Here is a 21,994-nt window from a genome sequence, read left to right on the forward strand (position 1 = left end):
ATAGCGTAGTTTGACAGAGTGTTTTTATTGTTATTGTATAAAGCATTTTGGACTGAAAAATTAATCAAAAGGATATATTTATGGAATTGATGGATCAAATAATAGCACGAGCTAAAGAAGACATGCAACGGATCGTGCTACCCGAAGGGACAGAACCTCGTACCCTTACGGCTGCAGACAAACTTATTGCAGACAAAGTAGTTCGTCCTATCCTATTAGGCAAGCACGATGAAATCATCGCAAAAGCAAAGGAATTAGGTCTAACTAACATTGAAAAGAGCGAAATTATCAATCCGATAGATAGTAAAAAGCGAGCAAGCTATGTAGATCTGCTCGTTGAACTTCGCAAGAGCAAAGGATTGACTCGTGAGGAAGCTGAAAAGCTTGTAAACGATCCTCTTTACTATGGTTGCTTAATGGTGAAGGCCGGAGATGCTGATGGCTTTGTAGCCGGTGCCATTAGTTATACGAAGGATGTGCTTCGCCCTGCCCTGCAAATCATTAAAACGAAACCCGGGATCAAGTGTGTAAGTGGGGCTTTCCTTCTTCTGACGAATAGCCCCTACGGAGATAATGGTTTTGTACTTGTAGCTGATGTAGCTGTTACCCCACGTCCTACAGCACAAGAAATGGCTGAGATAGCGGTATGTTCTGCAGAGACTGCTCGTGATGTATGTGGCATAGATCCTCGTGTTGCCCTCTTGAGCTACTCTACTTTAGGCAGCGGCAAGGGAGATGACGTAGATAAGGTAGTAGAAGCCACACGCATTGCAAAGGAAATGGCACCGAATTTGGCTATTGATGGTGAACTCCAAGCAGATGCTGCATTAGTAGAGTCTATTGGAAAACTTAAGGCACCTAATAGTAAAGTTGCCGGTCGTGCCAACGTACTTGTATTCCCCTCTCTGGAAGTGGGTAATATAGCTTATAAGATGGTAGAGCGTCTTGGTGGAGCAACAACTATTGGTCCTGTATTCCAAGGCATGGGTGCTCCGGTGAATGATTTGAGTCGTGGTTGTGCTGCTATAGATATTTATAATCTCGTAGCTATGACAGCTAATCAGGCTATTTCACTCAAGAAATCCAATAAGAAGTAATAATCATCTACAGGAAGAACAGACATGAAAATATTAGTACTTAACTGCGGAAGTAGCTCTGTAAAATATAAACTCATAGACATGCCGGAAGGTACTGTCGTTGCACAAGGTCAAGTTGAGAAATTGGGGCTCAAGGGAAGCTTCTTAAAGGTAAAGTTGCCCAATGGAGAAAAGGTTATCCTTGAGAAGCCACTTAATGAGCATACTGCAGCTATAGACTTCATCCTTCAGACTATGCTAAGCAAGGAGTATGGCTGCCTAAAGAGTTTGGATGAAATAGGAGCAGTTGGGCATCGTTTGGTACACGGTGGTGATCGCTATAGTACCAGCACTTTAATTACTGAAGATGTTATCAACGATGTAAATGCCTTTACTAATCTTGCCCCTTTGCACAATCCGGCTACGGTAAGTGGAGTTCGTGCTGTAACGGAATTGTTGCCTAAAGTGCCACAAGTGGGAGTCTTTGATACAGCATTCCAGCAATCTATGCCGGAGTATGTGTATCGCTATGCGCTTCCCTATGAATACTGCGAAAAGTATGGTATTCGTAAGTATGGATTTCACGGTACCAGCCATCGCTATATTAGCAAACGTGCTTGTGAAATAACCGGTATAGATTTCAATCACTCTAAGATAGTCACTGCCCATATTGGTAACGGAGCTTCTATGAATGCCATAGTCAATGGTAAAGTTCTTGACACATCCCTTGGTATGACTACTATGGAAGGACTTATTATGGGAACGCGCAGTGGTAACTTAGATGCAGGCGCGCTTCTTTTCCTTGGTAAGGAAGCAGGGTTAAGCTACGATGAGTTGTCGGATGTTATATATAAGAAGAGCGGTGTAGTTGGCGTTAGCGGGGTTTCTTCCGATATGCGTGAAATAGAAGAAGCTATATCACAAGGAAACGAGCGCGCTAAGTTAGCACTAAAGATGTATGACTATCAGATCCGCAAATATTTAGGAGCCCTTGCTGCTGCTATGGGCGGATTGGATATCTTGGTATTTGCAGGTGGCGTAGGTGAAAATCAAGTTTCTACTCGCGAGTTTGTATGCGATAATATGGAGTTCATGGGCATAGAAATTGATAAAAAACTCAATGCTTCTGTGCATGGTACAGAAGCAGTAATCAGCACTCCAAATAGTCGCGTCAAGGTACTCGTTGTACCGACAGACGAGGAGCTGATGATAGCCTCCGATACTTACGAAATAGTAAATAAGTAACCTTTAGCCTCATTGGGTTGCAACTAAGAAGTCTGTACTAAATCAGTACAGACTTCTTTTGGCACTCATACCTTCATCCCTAAAATAAAATCAAAAACACAATGTTCAAGTTAGAAAAACTACTAACCGTAGCAATTGCTTGTAGCTTCATTCCTTCTCTCATTCATGCGCAATCCGCAACCGATACGAGAGATTCTCTTGCTACTGTACGTCTTGGTGAGGTTGTAGTCACATCTCCGTCTCGAGAAACGAATGCAGAGCGCTCACTCCCCACAGCACGTACTTATATAAACCCCACCGAACTGGAGCAGAGAGGCTTTCGTAATGTAAGGGATCTTTCTGCTATAGTCCCTAATCTTCATATTCCCGAATATGGCTCAGCGGCTTCAAGTGCTTTTTATATTAGAGGAGTCGGCTCACGTTATGGAGGACAGTCTATAGGAGTCTACGTAGATGGAGTTCCTCAGATGAACCGCAATGGACTGCTTTTTTCCACTCCCATGATACATTCAATAGAAGTGCTCCGTGGACCTCAAGGCACACTTTATGGGCGCAATGCATTAGGAGGTATTATTAACGTGCGTACCTATTCGCCTTTTGATCGTCGTTTAGAGCAGTACAGTATAACCGGTGGATATCCGGGGCTCTTTGCTTTTCAAACTGCCACTTCTTTTGTATATAACCCACGAGTTGCACACAGTATAGCGACCAAGGGAAGCTTTCGTAAAGGGTATTGGACAAATAGTGTAACAGGTAAACCTGCCGATTCTGAAAAAGACCTCTCTATCTTATTAAAAGTCGGCTGGCATCCCAATGCAATTGACAATCTCTCTTTCCAGCTCTATGGCAATTGGGTGGATCAAGGCGCCTTCCCATATCGTCCCTACAATGCAGAAAAGGATGTTATGGAACCACTTGCACTCAATGCTCCCTCCAATTATGAGCGTGGTATAGCTTCAATGCGTTTGCTATGGCTTCGTCAACGTGAGCAGACCTCTTTCAACTTAGCGTTAAGTGGCGAGTATCTTACAGATAAGATGCAGATGGACCAAGACTACTCTCCTCGGGATTTATTTACGGTTCAACAGCGTCAAAAGGCTTTTGCCACTACAGCTGAAGCCCTTTTCAAGTGGCACAGTAAGGACAACCGGCATCAGTTATCCACAGGCGCATTTGCCTATTACAAAGGGGTAGATCTTAATTCTCCTATCACATTTGGAATAGATGCTTTGAAAGGTATGTTTGCTCCTCAGTTTAATAAACTGTATGATAAGCTGCCAATGCCTGCTCGCTTAGTACTGCGCACCGATGCACCACAGGGAGTGGACCTTTCTTTTAAAAAGCCTGAGTTAGGCGGGTCTATCTATGCACAATATGCACTCAATGATCTCTTTACCCTTCGTGGTCTAACCTTAACCTTAGGCATGCATCTTGGAATTGATCGCTTAGCCTTAGACTACGACACGGGCATGGCGCTTTCATTTGATCTCGTAGATAAGGATGGTAATAAAAAGCCCTTTTCCGCCCCAACTCAGCTAAACGGCAAGCTGCATCGAACATTCGTACAGGGCTCGCCTAAGGTTGCTCTTCAGTATAGCTGTACTCCGAATGTGATGACCTACTTCTCATATTCACAAGGATATAAAGCCGGTGGCTACAACGAACAGGCCTTTGCTGAAGTGTTACAAGGGCGACAAGTGACCGATATTGTATCTGCACTAATGCATAAACCTGCAGCCCCACAGCCGGATCTGAGTGAACGCTTGAGCTACAAGCCAGAACGGAGCAATAACCTAGAACTTGGATTCAATAGTCTCCTATTCAACAAACGCTTACAATTTGATGTGGCACTCTTTGCCACGCGTACGTCAGATCTACAGCTTACCGACTTTGTGGCCTCAGGCCTTGGTAGACAGCAGACTAACTATGGAACGGGGAAATATCTTGGTGCAGAAGTAAGTTTGGTGTACAAGCCCATATCCTCTTTATTGTTGGCTGCTGATTATGGTTACACCCACGCTCGCTTACGCATTCCGGAGAGAGAGTCTAATCCGGCCTACGAAGTGAAAATTCCATATGTACCTGCACATACCCTTTCTCTACGCGCTAACTATACGCACCACCTTAAGCCAAGTGCCTTTATCAGCAGCTGGAGCATTGGAGCAGATTTAAATGGCACCGGCTCTATCTATTGGAGTACGAAAGAGGATCTCAAAGAGCCTTTTAATGTAGTCCTCGGAGCACAAGCCTCCGTGACTAAGGGGCATTTCACATTAAGTGCGTGCATACGTAACATCACCAACAATGAGCGCCGCGCTTTCCTCTTCTCTTCTTTAGGACGGAACTTATTCCAGTCTATTGCTCCGCGTCGCATAGAGTGTACGCTTACTTATACGCCTTGGAAGTAAGCTAACTAAATGCTCTCGATACTATTCGTTTTCATTGGAGGAGGTGTAGGTGCCTTGTTGCGCTACGGAGTAACGGCAGTTGCAAGTGGCTTGGGATGGCATGGTCGGACTGCTACTTTGTTAGTCAATGTAGTAGGATCATTTCTTCTAGGTTGGATTGCGACACGCTATTCGGCACCTATTCACCGAGATAACTCTATACGACTTCTACTCGCTGTGGGGCTGTGTGGGGGATTCACCACTTTCAGTACATTCTCAATGGACACAGTTACACTTCTAAAGAATGGCGCTTGGCTACAAGCTTTAGGATATGTCTTCTTGTCCTTAACATTGAGTTTTCTTGCATTGGGATTGGCGATTTATTTAGCCTCAAACCTTCGGACTTGACTTTCAGTATCGAAATTGCATTTATACTTAGAGAGGGTACTACGTAAGTGGCACCCTCTCTTTTTCCCAAAGCACACCCATGGTGGATTTATAAACTGATGCTCAGCCTATCACGATACCACTCCACTCTATTATATGTCGTTCCTATTTGTAGACAGTTCCAAATAAGGTGATACTTCAATCTCCTCAGCAGTCGGCCAAATTAGGTCACGTACAAAAATATTTTTCTTTGTGATGAAAAATATTTTTGTTCACGAAGAAAAAATTTTTTCTTCGTGATGTAATTTTCGTTTAGTCACGATATTATTTTGCTACCCTGTGGACAACTTAGTTACAACAAACGACCCTATTCATCCGTTATAAAACTAAGCATTAGGGAATGTAAATATGAAGTATAAGTTGCCCACTCAATATAAGAAAAGGCAGTGTTGCATAGATGTTCCAATCTTTATTACCTCTATGCCCTATAGCAAAAGCTATCTCATTCGCGTAATGGGCATGATGGCTTTGGAGGGCTCTATTTCTTCCCTCAGAGAATGGTCTCCCGGTCTGAAAGGTTGCGATGACGTAGCTCTGATGCAACAAGCAGTACTGTCTCTACTTGATGGAGAGAGTAACTCCATATTTGTAGGTGCATCGGGTGCTGTTTGGCGCTTTATGATAGCCATTGCTTCTCTGAAAACGAATCGACCTATTCATTTTGAGACAAGCGGCAGACTTGCACAAAGACCCATTCTACCCCTAATTAACCAACTCAATAAGTGGGGAGCCCGTATTCATTGGCATAAATCTGACAAAGGAATTGAAGTAACCGTATTCCCTGCCGAGAAAACACTTAGCGGAGGGGTATTGGACAGTGAAATAGACCGTGATACGAGCCAGTTTCGCTCTGCAATCATGCTTATCGCCCCCTACTTATCCGAATCGCTTACCCTCTCTCAGCCTACGGAAACACTATCAGGCAGCTACTTGGCTTTAACCCAAGCTCTTATGTGCAAAGCAGGAGGAATAATAAAAGAAAGGAGTAACGGCCTGATCATTCAACCTTCATCCTACAGTGCTGCAACACTACGACAAATGCTCCTCTGCCCGGAGCGAGACTGGTCTGCAGCCTCCTATCTATTCGGATGGGTAGCTCAAGAAAAGGGCCCTACTACTCTACTATTGGAGGGCTACAAGTGCGGTGATCTTCAGGGGGATAAACGAATTGCATACGATTTCTTCCAACTGGGCGTAGTAACTATTTTCGGAGAGGATGGCATACTCCTACAGCGCAATAGAGAACTATCTATAGCTAGTAAACTGCAGTTTCAGTTGGATGAATGCCCCGACTTAGCGCCTGCCTATTTAGCTGCCCTATTAGGTCAGCATAAGCAGTTTACACTCTCCGGATTAGCACGGCTCGCACACAAAGAAAGTGATCGATTTGAGAGCCTTGTGGGCTTAGCTGCTGCATTCGGCTACAAAGTGACGCACGACTCGGACAGCCTTAGCTTCGAAGGTCAATGGAGTGCGCCAAAAGGCCCGATTCATATTGATCCAATAGGCGATCACCGCATCGCTATGGCAGCAACTATCCTCACGGTAGCTACCGAAAGAGAGACTATTATCCTTGAACCTGAAGTTGTGAGCAAGAGTTTTCTCTCTTTTTATACAATAGCCCGACAAGTTGGCTTTACTACATAGCCTCAATTGATTAACTTTGGAACATGATTTGGAAGAGTCTTATTACCTTCTTGCCCGGTATTGTGCTTTTAGCACTGTTCATCTACTACTGGCAAGTTAAAGCTAAGCGGAGAGGACAACGCACCCTGCATCTCAACGACCTTGACAAAAGTATTGAATCATGGGGACAAAAGCCAACTCCCTCAACTCCCTGCTCTACTTGTGTAGGGGGAGATTGTTGCACGGAGCACCACAAGCCAATAAAGAAATCCAACATCGTGTACTATGATGATGAGGAGTTAGATCTATACAAAGGGCGTACCTCTACCCAATACAAAGACGAAGAGGCCGAGGAGTTTCGTGAGGTATTTGAAACCCTACGACCCGAGGAGAGGCTCGATTGGTTGGCTAGCATATCCAAAAGGGGCATTGCGCTTCCTATACAACTTAAGACAACGATAGAAAAGGCGACTCAACCGGAGCTATAGTGCGAGATGAAACATTTAGCCTACCTTGCTTTCTCTCTGTTGTTTATTTTGCTGCTCTCATTCGGCATAGGTTGCTCTGTACAAAATAACACCGCTTCAACTCGTTTCTATCATAACTTCACCACACGCTATAACGTTTACTACAACGGAGCAACCGCCTTCGATCAAAGCTACACGACACTTCTTCAAAACTACAGCGAAAGCTATACAGAGCGTCTCTCTATGGAACCCCTGCAAACTAAAGCCGCAGAGGAGAAAACCACTTCGGGAGGAGCCTTTGATGGGGCTTTAGAGAAGGGCAGAAAGGCTATACGTATGCACTCTATTCGTACAAAGCCTAAGCAACCGAGAGGTAAAAGACAAGCCAATACAGCTTTTTATCGAAAGAAAGAATACAATACATTTATCTACAATGCTTGGATACTGGTAGGTAAGTCTCAGTACTACAATGGGGACTTCTTAGATGCTATGGCTACCTTTTCCTATATGGCTCGTTTGTATCGAGACGAACCGAATATTCGTGCCATAGCACGTCTTTGGCAGTCTCGATGTTATATTGCATTAGGTTGGGTGCCGGATGCAGAGCGCACCCTTGCGACAGTATCATCGGAGGATACTCGAAAGCAAAAAGGACTGTATGCAAAAGCATTGGCAGATGTAGCGCTTACTAAGGACGATCATTCAGAGGCAATAGAACCGCTGAAACGGGCAATCAAATATGAGAAGGATAAGCTCACCCGAATACGACTGCGCTTCCTATTGGGACAAATACAGCAAGAGTGCGGACAAAATAGTGAGGCAAAGCACTCCTTCAAGAAGGTTATCTCCGCTGCTCCTCCTTTCGAAGCCGAGGTAGCCGCCCGACTGAATATAATCGGTATTGATGCGGCATCGAACAAACAGAATGCCCTTCGCCAGCTGAAGAGTATGCAGCACAATGGGCGCTATAAAACAGTTGTCGACAGAGTATCTTATACGAAAGGAATGCTTCTGCTTGAAGCAAGAGATACCATTAAAGCGATCGAAGCTTTTTCCTATGGAATAGAACATAGTACCGAACAAAAGCACGCTTATGCACTCAATGCAATTACTTTAGCAGAGATATATTTAGCACAAAATGACTTTATCGCAGCCCAAGAGATGCTTTCTTTAGGAATGGGAGCTCTGGATCATAACTTTGAACGTTATGACACGCTCTCAACGCTAAGCAAACAGCTTGATAAGCTCGCGATACACTTTCGCAGTGTAAGGGAGCAGGATAGTTTGCGCGCTTTAGCTTCTATGCCCGAGCAAGAGCGCTTTCGAATTATAGACAGTGCCATTACTGCATACAAAAAGGAACAGCGTGAGTCTAAGCGAACGGCCCAAATGGAAGAGCAACAATCGCGTTCGCAAAGCTTCAACGAACAGATGGGAGAAAGGAATACCGGGGAAATCCTTCCTCCTTCCGGCACAATCAGTGATAATTCATTCTATTTTTACAATCCTCAACTAATCGAAAGAGGAAAGGCTCTATTCAAAAAGACCTGGGGGAGCCGTGCATTAGAAGATGATTGGCAGCGACGTAATAAGCAGCTAGTACCCGGGAAAGGCTTCTCTACACTGGAAAGCACTTCACAGCCTACTCAAGGAGATGACAGTACAGCTACAGAGATCAGCAATACCCCCACAGGGGAAGAGCAAGATGCCTCACAAGACCCAACGAAACGAGAGTACTACCTTGCACAGCTTCCTTTTTCGGAAGAGGCTATTACGGCAAGTGATGCTATTATACAAAAAGATCTATCTGAGGCAGGTGCTATCCTAAACGAGGAAATGGAGCTCTTTGAACCGGCTATACACACTTATGAAGACCTGCTCAGGCGTTATCCGGATTATGAAAATCGATTCCGAGTTTATTATACTCTTTATATGATTTGCGAGCGAATCAATAAAGCGGAGGAAGCGTTGAAGTGGCGCAATATGATGATCAAGTACTACCCCAACGAAGTACTGACTAAAAAAGTAGCTAGTCCTGATTACCTTCTCTCTCTCAAGCAACAAGAAGATAGAGAGAATGAGCTCTATCAACATGCTTACGATGCCTATTTCCGAGGAGATGCCTCTTCTGTACTAACGACTCTCGATTCATTGATAAGCACATATCCATTAACCGAACTAAAGCCAAAGGCACTCTTTTTACAAGGACTTGCCTATGCCTTAAAAGGAAATGCAAATAACTTTTCAGAGAAGCTAACGGCTCTCGTTAGCGAGTACAGTAAGGACGAAACTGCACTCATAGCTCAAGAAATGCTTGCCGGACTTAAAGCCGGACGAACGTTGGTTCCCGGTGGCTACTCAGGGTTAGACTACTCATCAATCTTTGGCACCGGAGATAATGAGTTTGCAGTGGATAGTCTTACTTTCTCCCACTCATTTGAAACCGATAAGTACCATGCTTTACTCGTAGCTTCACCTAAGATTGAGCGTAATGCCCTTCTATTTGCTATTGCCACATTCAATTTTGCGCATTATACAGATTATATAATGGACTTAAAGCTTGAGGAGCATGCCGACTATCTACTCATTGATATAGCTCCTATACCTGATAAGACGATTATGAGAAGCTATATGCGTAAAGCCTATTCTCCGGAAGGGTTCATGAAAGAGTTGTCCGATAATGCCCTATTGCTTCCCATCAGTGAGGATAATCTGCAAAAGATTAAAGCGGGGCTTTCTCTACCACATTACATTAACTATTTAGCCGATACACTAATTACCTCCCTACCGGAAGCGGCTATTCCGTTAGAGCATTATGCCGAACAGCGAATCCTCAAAGAGGAAGGAAATAGTAACGCAGAGCCTACTACAGATAGGCCAAAAGATACAGTTAGAGAATTACCTGATCAGCCTAATGAGGTTCACAAGGAGGTTAAGCCGATTGAACCGCTTCCGCTACCCCAGGACTCTACCACCTCAAGAAATAAAAACCTCCCTCTCCCTGTAGACTCCGTAACTATTTCCACAGGAGTGGTGGATAGTGCTATAGTGGACAGTGTTCTCATTCTCACTGACAGCACTACCATAGCCGAAACTCCTATTAAATATGAAGATGTACGCAAGCTACGTCAAGAGCGTATAAAAGCGGAACGAAAAGCGAAAAGGGAGCGTCAGGAGGCCCTGAAGAGAGCAAAAAAAGAGCGTGAAGAGCAGCTTAAAGCACGTAAAAGGGAAAGAGAAAAGAAAGAGCGATTACGCAAAGAGCAGCAACGGCAACGCGAGAAAGAACGCAGAGCTCAGCAGCGAAGTAAACAGAGGAAAAGATAATAGGGAATAAAAACAGTAATGAGAAAAGGAGTGGAGCGTATCGGACTCGAACCGATCACCTCGACACTGCCAGTGTCGCGCTCTAGCCAGATGAGCTAACGCCCCTTGCGACACGCCACTTTCGTTGCGTGCGCTGCAAAGATAGTAAAAGAAAAGGGAATTCACTACTTTTGCCATCCGTAAGGATACCTCTACCAAGGCTGAATAAATACATAATGGACCTGAGCAAAATAGAAAAAATCAGAAGGGAGTTCCCCATATTCAATAACGGATCACAGGAATCGTTTATTTATTTCGATAGTGCAGCCACAACACAAAAGCCGGCTTGCGTTATCGATTCTATTTCAGAGGCATACCGCTTCTGCAACGCAAATGTTCATCGCGGCACCTACAGGATGAGCCGAGAAGCTACTGAGCACCACGAAAATGCTCGTCAAACCATTGCTAACTGGATTGGAGCTTCTCCGGAAGAGATCATCTTTACTTCCGGTACTACTGCCTCTCTCAACATGGTGGCTTATTCGTTTGGTGATATGCTTCTGAAGCAAGGGGATAGTCTCGTGACCACGCTGATGGAGCATCATTCCAATTTTGTTCCTTGGCAGCAGTTGGCTCTTCGTAAGAACGCTCTTTTGCATGTAGTTTCTCTCACAGAAACAGGAGAAATAGATCGTGAAGCCTTTACAAAGGCACTTTCAGACCATCCGAAGATAGTAGCCATTGCCCATGTAAGCAACGTACTGGGCACGGTAAATCCGGTGAAGGAATTAGTGGCTGAGGCACATGAAGCCGGAGCTTTTGTCGTAGTAGATGGAGCTCAGGCAATCGCTCACAGGGCAGTGAATGTAAAAGAGATTGATGCCGATTTTTATGCGTTTTCGGGACACAAGATGTACGGACCAACAGGAATAGGGGTTCTTTATGGGAAAAGAAAATTGTTGGAAGAGATGCCGCCATTCTTCTTTGGAGGAGAAATGATTGACAAGGTCACAACTGAGCGCACCACTTTTGCTCCACTACCCTATAAGTTTGAGGCCGGCACTCCCGACTTCGTATCCTCTGTCGCATTAGCTAAGGCTGTGGACTTCATCACCCGCATAGGATTTGATACTATCTCTCAGCACGAGCAATTACTACTCCATAAGCTAACCGATGGTTTGGCGACAATTAAGGGTATCAGCATCCTTGGAGCGGCTCCCCGTAAAGAGGCTGTGGTCACCTTTGTATGTGATGGTGTCCATCCCTACGATTTGGGAATTCTTTTAGATGAGTTAGGTTTTGCTCTACGAAGTGGCCATCACTGTGCTGAACCTCTTATGAATGCTTGCTCAGTAACCGCTACGCTGAGAGCCTCTATGGGTATCTATAATACAGAGGAAGAGGTGGACAAACTTATTCAAGCCGTTCAACGTGCCGTAAAAATATTACGTCGCTGATGCTGGCACCCTATTTCATTAATGATGGCTTATTAGAAGCAGGATGCGATGAAGCCGGTAGAGGGGCCTTGGTTGGAGGTGTATATGCAGCTGCTGTCATATGGGATCCCGAAATAGCTCTTCCCGGCATCAATGACTCTAAGCAGCTTACCAAGCATCAGCGAAATAAACTGAGGACTTTAATAGAGCAAGAGGCTATTGCATGGGCCGTAGGAGTAGCCACACAAGAGGAAATTGATCGCATCAATATACTGCATGCTTCATTTTTAGCAATGCATCGTGCGATTCAAGCCTTGCAGCAAATTCCTGACAGACTGCTTATTGATGGCAATCGCTTTACCCCATATCCGAGTATTCCTCATCGATGTATTGTCAAAGGGGATGCCACACTTCTTCCTATTGCTGCAGCTTCTATTCTTGCTAAAACACACCGTGATGAGTACATGGATCGTTTAGCTATCGAGTATCCCCAATACGGCTGGGAGCATAATGCCGGGTATCCCACCAAAGAGCATCGTGCAGCTATCGCCAGATATGGACTGACTCAATACCATAGAAAGAGTTTCCGATGCTTGCCGGAAGAGAATCTATTCGTCGAAAAAGACTCCGTAAAGGGCGTCTAAATCGGATCTCAAACGGCCGACCTCACTCTGTCTAAGCCGTATTTCAAGCAGAGACAGCCCATCCGCATAACCGTGAGCTATTATCTCTCCGCTTGCATTATGCACTCGGTTCATCACGATGCCGGTTAACTCGGGATTGAAGCGTATGGAGAGCTGCTCTTTAAGTATGATTTCCTTCTTGGAAGCGCTCTCTAATGCCATTTTAGCACATTCTCCATAAGCACTGATTAATCCGGATGTACCCAATTTAACCCCACCAAAGTAGCGAACTACCAAGACAACAACGTCACTGACATTCTGTGACAGGATGGCACCATAAATAGGCCGCCCTGCTGTACCGGAAGGCTCTCCATCATCATTGGCCCTATTGGGCTCTCTATCAATTCCTATTGCGTAAGCCCATGCTACGTGTGTAGCATCAAAGAATCGCTTTTGGTAGACAGCAATAATAGATTTTCCTTCCTCTTCACTTCGCACAGGATGGGCAAAACCAATGAAGCGACTACGCTGAATCGTATAGCGAGCTTCACTCTCTTCAGCTATCGAGTAATAACTATCCTTATCGCACATATGCAAAAAAGAGGAGGTAATGGCATGAATACATGATCATTTCCTCCTCTTCACTTACCACTAACTCTCCCGGGTGGCCGGTGGGGCTCGAACCCACGACAACCAGAACCACAATCTGGGACTCTGCCAGCTGAGCTACGACCACCATTTTACTGCATTTTGCAGCAACTGTTCTCCAAACAGTGGTGCAAAGATAGAGAAAGACTTTAACATGACAAAATTTCCGCTCCCCTTGAACCTCACAAAGCAGACTACTTTCGTACATATGCGTAAGTTAAATGTATACTTGTATAGGCGAGAAAAAGATATTGAACAAAGTAATTAAAAGGTATAGATGTTTCAATTGAAAGATACAGATCTATTATTCAAAAGGTATAGACAAGTGAATCAAAAGATACAGATGTTTTTTTGGAGTAATATGGGTTGAAATATAATATTGATCATAGGAATAATGAAATTTAGATAGAGAGCGTGATCTAAGTGTACGCTAATCGTAAAAAGGACCTTACCAGATGAAAGAGATAGCCACCATCAAGAGAGCACTCATATCGTGCAAAGTATCCCTTTGTCAATACATTATTTATGGTTACTTTTGAGGTAGAATAAGAATAATGGCAAATGCCAAAGATGCGTTTGTTACACACTGAGTGAGCAACAATAACAACCCTTTCACTTTCCTTTCGTAATAGGAGCTTATCGATGGACTTTTGAGTAGTAAACTCCGCTATCCAAATAGGTATCAAAGAGAGAAGCTAAAAACTCTCACGAAAACGGATGACATCGGTATATGCCAAACGATTTTTTTAAGTAAAAGGGGGAAAGAAGAATCGCTAAATGGACAAAATAAAAATTAGACACCTCGTTGTAATAGTGCTATGGAGTATGCTGAGTTGTATACTTCCTAAATGGAGCAAAGGAGAAAATATATTGTCGCACGAAACCGTAGTAGCCGATACGCTTTCACAGCCGGTTCGACACACCATAAGCTTGCTTGTAGTTCCCTCTCTGGAAGAGCATATTTGGACTATCTATGGGCATGCAGCAGTGAGAGTGGTTAGTAGCGATGGGCAAGACCGTGTATACAATTGGGGTATTTTTGACTTTGAGGCGCCCGGATTTATACCACGCTTTGTAGCAGGTACAAGTACAGACTACATGCTGGCAGAGCAACCTACAGAGCAATACATATACAACTATACCTCTGATGGCTGTGAAGTAAGCGAATTGGTGCTCAATCTATCTCAAGAAGAGGCAGAGCACTTTCTCTCTTTAGTAGAAGAGAATCTCAAGCCGGGGAATCGTTTTTACCACTATGACTTCGTTTTTGATAACTGCGCTACCCGACCTATTGTTCTCTTAGAGAAATCGTTACAAGGAAGACTTATTCTACCACAAAACACCCCTACCACTACACGCCGCACCATGGTTGATCAAAGCAGTAAACAGCGTCCGTGGCTTAAGTTTGGGACGGATATGGTATTAGGCAAACCGGCTGATACACCAATTGAAGCTCATGATCAGCTATTTCTTCCAATCTACATGAGAAATATTATTAGAGAGGCACAGTTTGAGGATACAGCAGGAAACGTGCGTCAGGCAGTAATAGCCGAGCAAACCTATCCACAGCTAAAGGAGCAGGAACCACTCAAAAGTACTCCATGGGTATTTCAACCCTTTGCGGTATGCCTTTATCTACTGCTTATAACCCTCATTGGGGCACTCACTGCACGAGGGAAAGCTTATTTCATGCGTACATGGAGTGCAATTATGCTGGGGGTTATGGGATTAGCCGGCTGTCTTACCTTCTTCCTAACAGTAATATCGCTACACCCACTAACAGCTCCAAATTGGACATTAGTAAGCATTCATCCGCTCCACTTCTTTTTGGGACTACCCCTGTTGCTTTTCTTCCGCAATAGCCTCGTCGCACATTTGTATCATTATATAAATATATTGCTACAATTACTCTTTCTCTTAGTGCTCTCGTGGAGTACGGGGCAGCATTTCAGTCCCTCTCTTTATATGCTGTCAGCAGCTTTACTACTTATATCTTTTTGGGTATCTCGTTACAATAAGTTGTTACCACGCACAACACCTCGATTAAGGATAAAAAAGCAACAATATGCGTAAAGCACTACTTAATAGGGTGATGAAAGCAGTATTGCTCACTAATAACTAAAAATGACCTAACTTTGCTTCTTGTAAGCACTAAATAAAAGAAACAATGGCATTGACCCAATTCTTATCCAAATTATTTGGAAATAAGTCACAACGTGACCTTAAAGAGGTTACTCCCTACGTGACTAAGATCAAGGAAATATATCCTACTATAGAGAAACTCTCCAACGATGAATTGCGAGCTCGCACCGATGCACTACGCAAACGTATCGCAGACTATACGCAAGATAAGGTAGACGAAATAGAAAAGCTTAAGGAAGGTCTCGAAGAGCTCAATTTAGAGCAACGTGACGAGGCTTGGAAGCATATAGATAAACTAAGGGAAGAAATATTAGACAAGAATGAGGAGATCCTCGATGAAATACTTCCTGAAGCATTTGCTATAATGAAGGATACAGCTCGTCGCTTTAAGGAAAACGAGCATATCATTGTTCAGGCAAACGAACAAGATAAAAAATTAGCTGCTACGAAGGACTTTGTCACTATTGAAGGAGATCAGGCCATCTACCAAAACCACTGGATGGCAGGAGGTAATGAGATTATATGGGACATGGTTCACTACGATGTACAGCTCATCGGAGGTGTAGTTCTTCATAAAGGAAAGATCGCAGAGATGGCCACCGGAGAAGGAAAAACACTCGTCGCTACCCTGCCGGTATTCCTTAATGCACTCACCGGACGAGGGGTTCATGTGGTAACCGTAAATGATTATCTTTCCAAACGAGATGCTGAGTGGATGGGGCCTCTCTACATGTTCCATGGACTCACGGTAGACTGTATTGACAACCATAAGCCCAACTCGGATGGGCGTCGTACTGCCTATAATGCAGATATAACCTTTGGTACAAACAATGAGTTTGGTTTCGACTACTTGCGTGATAATATGGCAGTGTCTCCCTCCGATTTAGTTCAGCGGAAGCATAACTATGCAATTGTCGATGAGGTTGACTCTGTGCTCATTGATGATGCGCGAACTCCGTTGATTATCTCAGGACCCACCCCAAAAGGTGAAGAGCAACTTTTTGAGACCTATCTTCCTAATGTAGAGAAGGTAGTAGAGGCGCAGCGCAAACTTTGCAGTCAACTCTTAATTGACGCAAAGAAAAAGATGCAGAGCACAGATAAGAAGGAGCAAGAAGAGGGAGCTCTACTTTTATTTAGATCATACAAGGGACTTCCTAAGAATAAAGCTTTAATCAAGTATCTCAGTGAACCTGGCGTCAAGAGCACAATGCTCAAAACAGAGGAACTCTACATGCAAGACAATATGCGCCAAATGCATATTGTAACCGATCCTTTGTACTTTGTGATTGATGAAAAGATGCAAAGCATCAATTTGACAGACTTAGGGCAGGAATTCCTTTCTCGAGGTACACAAGATTCGCAATTCTTCGTATTGCCTGACATAGCTTCACAGCTCTCTATGCTCGATGCTGAAGAACTTACTCCAGAAGCAAAAGCAGAAAAAAGAGATGAGATAGTTACTGATTATGCTATCAAGAGTGAGCGCGTACACACAGTCAACCAGCTTTTCAAGGCCTACGCATTATTTGAAAAGGATGACCAGTATGTAGTCATTGACAATAAAGTGATGATTGTTGATGAACAGACCGGCCGTATAATGGAAGGACGTCGCTATTCCGATGGGTTACATCAAGCGATTGAGGCAAAGGAACGAGTTAAAGTAGAAGCAGCCACGCAAACATTTGCCACTATTACGCTTCAGAACTATTTCCGTATGTATCATAAGCTCGCAGGGATGACCGGTACAGCTGAGACAGAAGCAGGTGAATTCTGGGATATATACAAACTTGATGTGGTCGTTATTCCTACCAACAAGCCGGTTATCCGTAAGGATATGAATGACCGTATCTATAAAACAGCTCGTGAGAAGTACAAAGCTGTCATTGATGAAATAGAAAGCTTGATTAACGAAGGACGTCCTGTATTGGTAGGTACTACCTCCGTGGAGATCAGTGAATTGCTCAGCAAGATGCTTTCTCTTAAAAAGATTCCTCACAATGTATTGAATGCTAAATTACATCAGAAGGAAGCAGAGATCGTTGCAGAAGCAGGAAAGAAGGGAACAGTAACCATAGCCACCAACATGGCCGGCCGTGGTACGGACATCAAACTATCCCAAGAAGTTCGAGATGCCGGTGGTTTAGCTATCATAGGCACAGAGCGTCATGAGTCACGCCGAGTAGACCGTCAGTTGCGAGGACGAAGCGGACGTCAGGGAGATCCGGGTTCATCCGTCTTCTTCATCTCATTAGAAGACCATTTGATGCGCCTTTTTGCCAGTGATCGAATAGCTAGCTTGATGGATAGAATGGGCTTTAAGGAGGGAGATGTATTGGAAAATAAAATGCTCTCTAAGAATGTTGAACGAGCCCAAAAGAAAGTTGAAGAGAATAACTTCGGTATTCGTAAGCGTTTGCTCGAGTACGATGACGTAATGAATTCGCAGCGTGAAGTGATCTATACACGTCGTCGCCACGCATTGATGGGAGAACGTATTGGATTGGATACGCTCAACACTCTCTATGATGTCACAGAGCAAATTGTAGAAAAAAACAAAGAAGCCGATGACTTTGAAACCTTCAAACATGAGATGCTCAGCACCCTCGCTGTTGAAAGCTCAATAAGTGAAGAGCAATTCCATAAGACAAAGGCGGATGTATTAGCAGCGGATGTATTTGATCAGGTGTATGCAGCTTATAAGAGAAAGCTTGATGCTATTGCTGCTATTGCCTATCCTATTATACATCAGGTGCGGGAGCAGCGCGGAGATAAGTTTGAGCGTATCATTGTACCCATTACTGATGGCAAGCGTGCCTACAACATTGCGACTAACCTTAAGGAATCAGATGAAACAGAGGGTCGTGCACTACTCAAAGATATTGAGAAGAGCATTTCTCTCTATACGATTGATGAGGCGTGGAAAGAGCACTTGCGGGAAATGGATGAACTGCGCAACTCTGTACAAAGTGCTGCTTATGAGAACAAAGATCCTCTACTCATTTATAAGCTTGAAAGCTACGAACTATTTAAGAACATGGTAGAAACCATGAACAGAAAGACCGCTTCTATTCTAATGCGTGCACATATTCCCATGCCGGATCAAGGAAGCGGTGAACAGAATGTAAATGTTCGCGAAGCTGCTCCTGAACGCAGAAGCGATATGAGCCGATATAGTACTCGTAAGGATGACGTATTGGAAGAGTCGCGACAGATGCAACGCACTGCCTCTCAGAGTGCCGGTGGTAATGCGCCTCTTAAGCAGCAGCCAATCATAGCAGAGAAAAAAATCGGCCGCAATGACCCATGCCCTTGCGGAAGTGGGAAAAAATATAAGAACTGCCACGGCAAAGATCTGTAATTGATATGATAAGCTCCATGACAGGCTTTGGCACAGCCACGGCTACCTTGGACAACAAGAGCTACACGCTCACTATAAAAACTCTCAACAGCAAGCAAGCGGATATAACTATCCGCTTGCCTCAGTCCTATAAGGACCTGGAATCTGTTATTAGAGCCACAGTTGTACAAGCACTTACAAGAGGGCGAATAGAGGTTGCTCTAAATATCTCGGATATATCAACAGACACTCCCTCCCCAATGAGCAAGCTAATTGATATGACTTGCTTAACCTCTTATAATGAGGAATGCCAAAGAGCGGCAATGAAACTTGGGTTGACTGTACAAGATCCTTTCTTTATTAAGTTGCTCTCTATGCCCGGAGTTATTCTCCCTCGCGAAGAAACACAATACAAAGAAATGACACCTGAGGAGGAACAGCTTATTCAACAGCTTACTGAGGAGGCTTTACAAGGCGTTAATGCTTTCAGAGCAAGTGAGGGTAAGATGCTTGAGAAGATCTTAATGGATAATCTGCACGCTATTGAGCAAGAGCGCATTGAGACTGTAGCTTTAGCTCCGCAACGCATCACTAATATTCGGGAAAAACTGAGCGAAGCTCTCTCTCTCACAGAAGGAGTAGTGGAGTATGATAAAGGGCGTTTAGAACAAGAGCTCATCTATTATATTGAGAAGCTTGATGTAAACGAAGAGGTAAACCGTCTTGCTAAACATATTGCATATTTTACCGAGACAATCAATAGTAATATTGCTCAAGGGGTTGGGAAAAAGCTTGGCTTTATTGCACAAGAAATGGGACGTGAGATCAATACGTTAGGTTCAAAGAGCAACGAGAGTACTATGCAACACAAGGTGGTTCGCATGAAGGATTATTTAGAGCAAATTAAAGAGCAGATTCTCAACGTACTTTAATACTCATGGCAGATACTCAACCAAAAATCATCATCATATCAGCGCCCAGTGGGACAGGAAAGAGTACAGTTATTTCCCGCATTATAGATGATCCTACACTGAATCTCAGTTTTTCTATATCTGCTACTAATAGGCCGCCTCGTATAGGCGAACAAGACGGAGTTGACTACTACTTTCTCTCTGAGGAGCGCTTGCAAACGCTCCGTAATGAAGGGGAGTTCATTGAATGTGTAGAAGTTTATCCGGGGCGTTTTTATGGCACGTTGCATAGTGAGTTGATTCGCATTTCAGAGGCAAATAGGAATCTCCTTTTGGATATTGATGTCGAGGGCGCGCTAAGCATCAAAGAGCGATTTGGAGCTACAGCATTTGCTATTTTCTTGGAGCCGCCTTCCTTAGAGATACTGCGTGAACGCTTAATAAATAGAGCTACTGACTCGGCAGAGGTAATTGAGCAGCGACTAAGCCGTGCAGCTTATGAATTAAGCCTTGCACCACGCTTTGATATTGCTATTATCAATGACAACTTAGATAGAGCGGTTATAGAAGTTGCTGACGCTATTCGCACGTTCTTAAGAAAAGAATAGTATGATAAGGGTTTATCCATTATCCGACAATTCCATTGAGCAGCAAATACTCCCTCTTGTAGATGGCGGAGTCAAAGCCGGATTTCCCACACCGGCTCCGGATGTGGAAGAGATTGGCATTAACCTTAACGAAGAGCTTATTCATCATCCTGCGACTACTTTCCTTGCCAGAGTGGATGGGAACTCTATGGAAGAGGCCAATATATTAGACAAAGATATCCTTGTGGTTGATAGAGACCTTGATCCCCAAGAGGGGGATGTGGTCATTTGTTGTCTTAATAACGAATTCACTGTCAAGCGTCTACAACACATTAACGGTGTCCTTTACCTCGTTCCTGCCAACAAAGAGTTTGAGAAAATAGAAGTGGTAGAAGGGGACGATCTCTTTATTTGGGGAGTTGTAACTTATTGCATTCACAAAGTCAGATAATTGTCTGCAAGAGCACCGGCACTCTATGATAGGGCTCATTGATTGCAATAACTTCTTCGTGTCATGCGAACGGGTCTTTCATCCCGAATTGAACAACCTTCCCGTTGTTGTATTGTCTAATAATGACGGCTGCGTCATAGCCAGATCCGAAGAGGCTAAACAACTTGGGATTCCTATGGGAATACCTCTATTTAAAGCGTCTCCGATAATCAAAGCACATAATGTAATCGTACGCTCTTCGAATTACGAACTCTATGGCGATTTATCCCTTCGCATCATGACGTTAATAGCAGAGCATTTTCCGGAGCAAGAGATATATTCTATTGACGAGTGCTTCGTGATGATGCCAAAGCTTCCATGGGCTGAAGAAGAAGCTCGTGCACTACGCAAACGTATTCTGAAAGGGATCGGTATTCCAGTAAGTATAGGAATTGCCCACACAAAAACTCTTGCTAAAATAGCCTCTAAAGAAGCTAAAAAGCACATTGAGTTAGGAGGGGTAAAAGTACTTACTGATGGGACAGAATGCAAGGCAATTCTTCAGCAGGTACCTATAGGAGATGTATGGGGAATTGGCCGACGTCACACAGCTCGTCTTATGGTTAAGGGAATTCTTAATGCCTACGATTTTACGCAACTGAGAAGTGAGTGGGTGCTAAAGAATATGACTATACAAGGGGAACAAACCCGCTTAGAGCTTCTTGGTCAGAGAGTTATTCCATTAAAAAGAGAGCGACCCCGTGCCTCTATATCACACTCTCGCTCGTTAGCCATTCCCCTCACAGAGTTTGATCCGCTATTCTCCTTGATTATACATTTTGCAGATCTCTGTACTACAGAATTACGGAAGCAGGGATTATCTGCGACAAGATGCTCCCTATTCATCGCTCCCAGTCGATTTGACGAACGATACAAAGGAGAGGCCCGTATGATTGAATTTCAATTCGATAATTCCACTAATTCGCTTAGCATCATTGCCCCCCTACTCCGCTCTGCCTTGACCTCTATTTTCAAAGAGGGAATTCCATATAAGCAATGTGGTATTGTATATACCCACTTGGTACCGGAAGGTACAAATACCAATCTTTTTGTTTCTCACGAAGTAGAGCAAGCGGCTAATAGACTTTCAAAGACGATTGATACACTACGAAATCAATTCGGTAAGAACGCTCTTATGCCTGCATCTGCCGTTACTAATACTTTGGAAAAAGTTACCAACCACAAAAACGTATCGCCTCGTTACTCTACACGCTGGGATGAAATTCTAACGGTTAAATAAAGTCCATAATGGCTAGCGCTTTA

Annotated in this window: 16 protein-coding genes and 2 tRNA genes; 15 read left to right on the top strand and 3 right to left on the bottom strand. The window is 43.9% G+C overall.

Going from position 1 to position 21,994, the window contains the following annotated elements:
- Positions 1-80 precede the first annotated feature (80 nt).
- From pta to porW, 7 genes are all read left to right on the top strand, one after another.
- Positions 81-1,097 carry a phosphate acetyltransferase gene (gene pta / locus ACLWMH_RS03970; RefSeq protein ID WP_411915451.1) on the top strand — a complete coding sequence of 339 codons (1,017 nt, stop codon included), beginning with the start codon at positions 81-83 and terminating at the stop codon, positions 1,095-1,097.
- A 24-nt stretch (positions 1,098-1,121) separates the two neighbouring features.
- Positions 1,122-2,321: an acetate/propionate family kinase gene (locus tag ACLWMH_RS03975; protein WP_411915452.1), complete on the top strand. Its 1,200-nt coding sequence runs from the start codon at positions 1,122-1,124 to the stop codon at positions 2,319-2,321.
- 101 nt (positions 2,322-2,422) lie between these two features.
- Positions 2,423-4,729, top strand: a complete 2,307-nt coding sequence (locus ACLWMH_RS03980; protein WP_411915453.1) for a TonB-dependent receptor — start codon at positions 2,423-2,425, stop codon at positions 4,727-4,729.
- A 9-nt stretch (positions 4,730-4,738) separates the two neighbouring features.
- Entirely contained in the window at positions 4,739-5,116 is a 378-nt protein-coding gene (crcB, locus tag ACLWMH_RS03985; RefSeq protein WP_411915454.1) for a fluoride efflux transporter CrcB, read from the top strand.
- 387 nt (positions 5,117-5,503) lie between these two features.
- On the top strand, positions 5,504-6,802 hold the full coding sequence (locus tag ACLWMH_RS03990; RefSeq protein WP_411915455.1) for a hypothetical protein: 1,299 nt from the start codon (positions 5,504-5,506) through the stop codon (positions 6,800-6,802).
- A gap of 23 nt (positions 6,803-6,825) precedes the next feature.
- Complete coding sequence (locus tag ACLWMH_RS03995; RefSeq protein WP_411915456.1) at positions 6,826-7,269, top strand: hypothetical protein; 444 nt, start codon at positions 6,826-6,828, stop codon at positions 7,267-7,269.
- Between the two features lie 6 nt (positions 7,270-7,275).
- The gene (gene porW / locus ACLWMH_RS04000; RefSeq protein ID WP_411915457.1) at positions 7,276-10,575 is read left to right on the top strand and encodes a type IX secretion system periplasmic lipoprotein PorW/SprE; all 3,300 of its coding nucleotides are present in this window, start codon (positions 7,276-7,278) and stop codon (positions 10,573-10,575) included.
- A 31-nt stretch (positions 10,576-10,606) separates the two neighbouring features.
- Here porW and ACLWMH_RS04005 read toward each other — a convergent pair.
- A tRNA-Ala gene (locus ACLWMH_RS04005) sits at positions 10,607-10,680 on the bottom strand.
- Between the two features lie 110 nt (positions 10,681-10,790).
- Between ACLWMH_RS04005 and ACLWMH_RS04010 the strand changes: the two genes are divergently transcribed.
- Positions 10,791-12,011, top strand: a complete 1,221-nt coding sequence (locus tag ACLWMH_RS04010; RefSeq protein ID WP_411915458.1) for an aminotransferase class V-fold PLP-dependent enzyme — start codon at positions 10,791-10,793, stop codon at positions 12,009-12,011.
- On the top strand, positions 12,011-12,634 hold the full coding sequence (locus ACLWMH_RS04015; protein ID WP_411915459.1) for a ribonuclease HII: 624 nt from the start codon (positions 12,011-12,013) through the stop codon (positions 12,632-12,634). Before ACLWMH_RS04010 ends, ACLWMH_RS04015 begins: the two co-directional genes overlap by 1 nt.
- Here the strand turns inward: ACLWMH_RS04015 and ACLWMH_RS04020 are convergent.
- A complete protein-coding gene (locus ACLWMH_RS04020; RefSeq protein ID WP_411915460.1) occupies positions 12,599-13,204 on the bottom strand; it encodes an IMPACT family protein in 606 nt (201 codons plus the stop codon). The two genes, ACLWMH_RS04015 and ACLWMH_RS04020, sit on opposite strands and share 36 nt — an antisense overlap.
- A 72-nt stretch (positions 13,205-13,276) precedes the next feature.
- Positions 13,277-13,349, bottom strand: a tRNA-His gene (locus ACLWMH_RS04025).
- A 689-nt stretch (positions 13,350-14,038) separates the two neighbouring features.
- Here ACLWMH_RS04025 and ACLWMH_RS04030 point away from each other — a divergent pair.
- From ACLWMH_RS04030 to ACLWMH_RS04055, 6 genes are all read left to right on the top strand, one after another.
- A complete protein-coding gene (locus ACLWMH_RS04030; protein WP_411915461.1) occupies positions 14,039-15,334 on the top strand; it encodes a lipoprotein N-acyltransferase Lnb domain-containing protein in 1,296 nt (431 codons plus the stop codon).
- 94 nt (positions 15,335-15,428) lie between these two features.
- Positions 15,429-18,764 carry a preprotein translocase subunit SecA gene (gene secA / locus ACLWMH_RS04035; RefSeq protein WP_411915462.1) on the top strand — a complete coding sequence of 1,112 codons (3,336 nt, stop codon included), beginning with the start codon at positions 15,429-15,431 and terminating at the stop codon, positions 18,762-18,764.
- Positions 18,765-18,769: 5 nt separating this feature from the next.
- Complete coding sequence (locus ACLWMH_RS04040; protein WP_411915463.1) at positions 18,770-19,675, top strand: YicC/YloC family endoribonuclease; 906 nt, start codon at positions 18,770-18,772, stop codon at positions 19,673-19,675.
- 5 nt (positions 19,676-19,680) lie between these two features.
- Positions 19,681-20,262 carry a guanylate kinase gene (gmk, locus tag ACLWMH_RS04045; RefSeq protein ID WP_411915464.1) on the top strand — a complete coding sequence of 194 codons (582 nt, stop codon included), beginning with the start codon at positions 19,681-19,683 and terminating at the stop codon, positions 20,260-20,262.
- A gap of 1 nt (position 20,263) precedes the next feature.
- A complete protein-coding gene (locus ACLWMH_RS04050) occupies positions 20,264-20,692 on the top strand; it encodes a LexA family protein (RefSeq protein ID WP_411915465.1) in 429 nt (142 codons plus the stop codon).
- A gap of 25 nt (positions 20,693-20,717) precedes the next feature.
- Positions 20,718-21,971: a Y-family DNA polymerase gene (locus tag ACLWMH_RS04055; protein WP_411915466.1), complete on the top strand. Its 1,254-nt coding sequence runs from the start codon at positions 20,718-20,720 to the stop codon at positions 21,969-21,971.
- Positions 21,972-21,994 lie beyond the last annotated feature (23 nt).

This window comes from Porphyromonas miyakawae, assembly GCF_045865415.1.
In the GTDB taxonomy this organism is placed as follows: Bacteria; Bacteroidota; Bacteroidia; order Bacteroidales; family Porphyromonadaceae; genus Porphyromonas; species Porphyromonas miyakawae.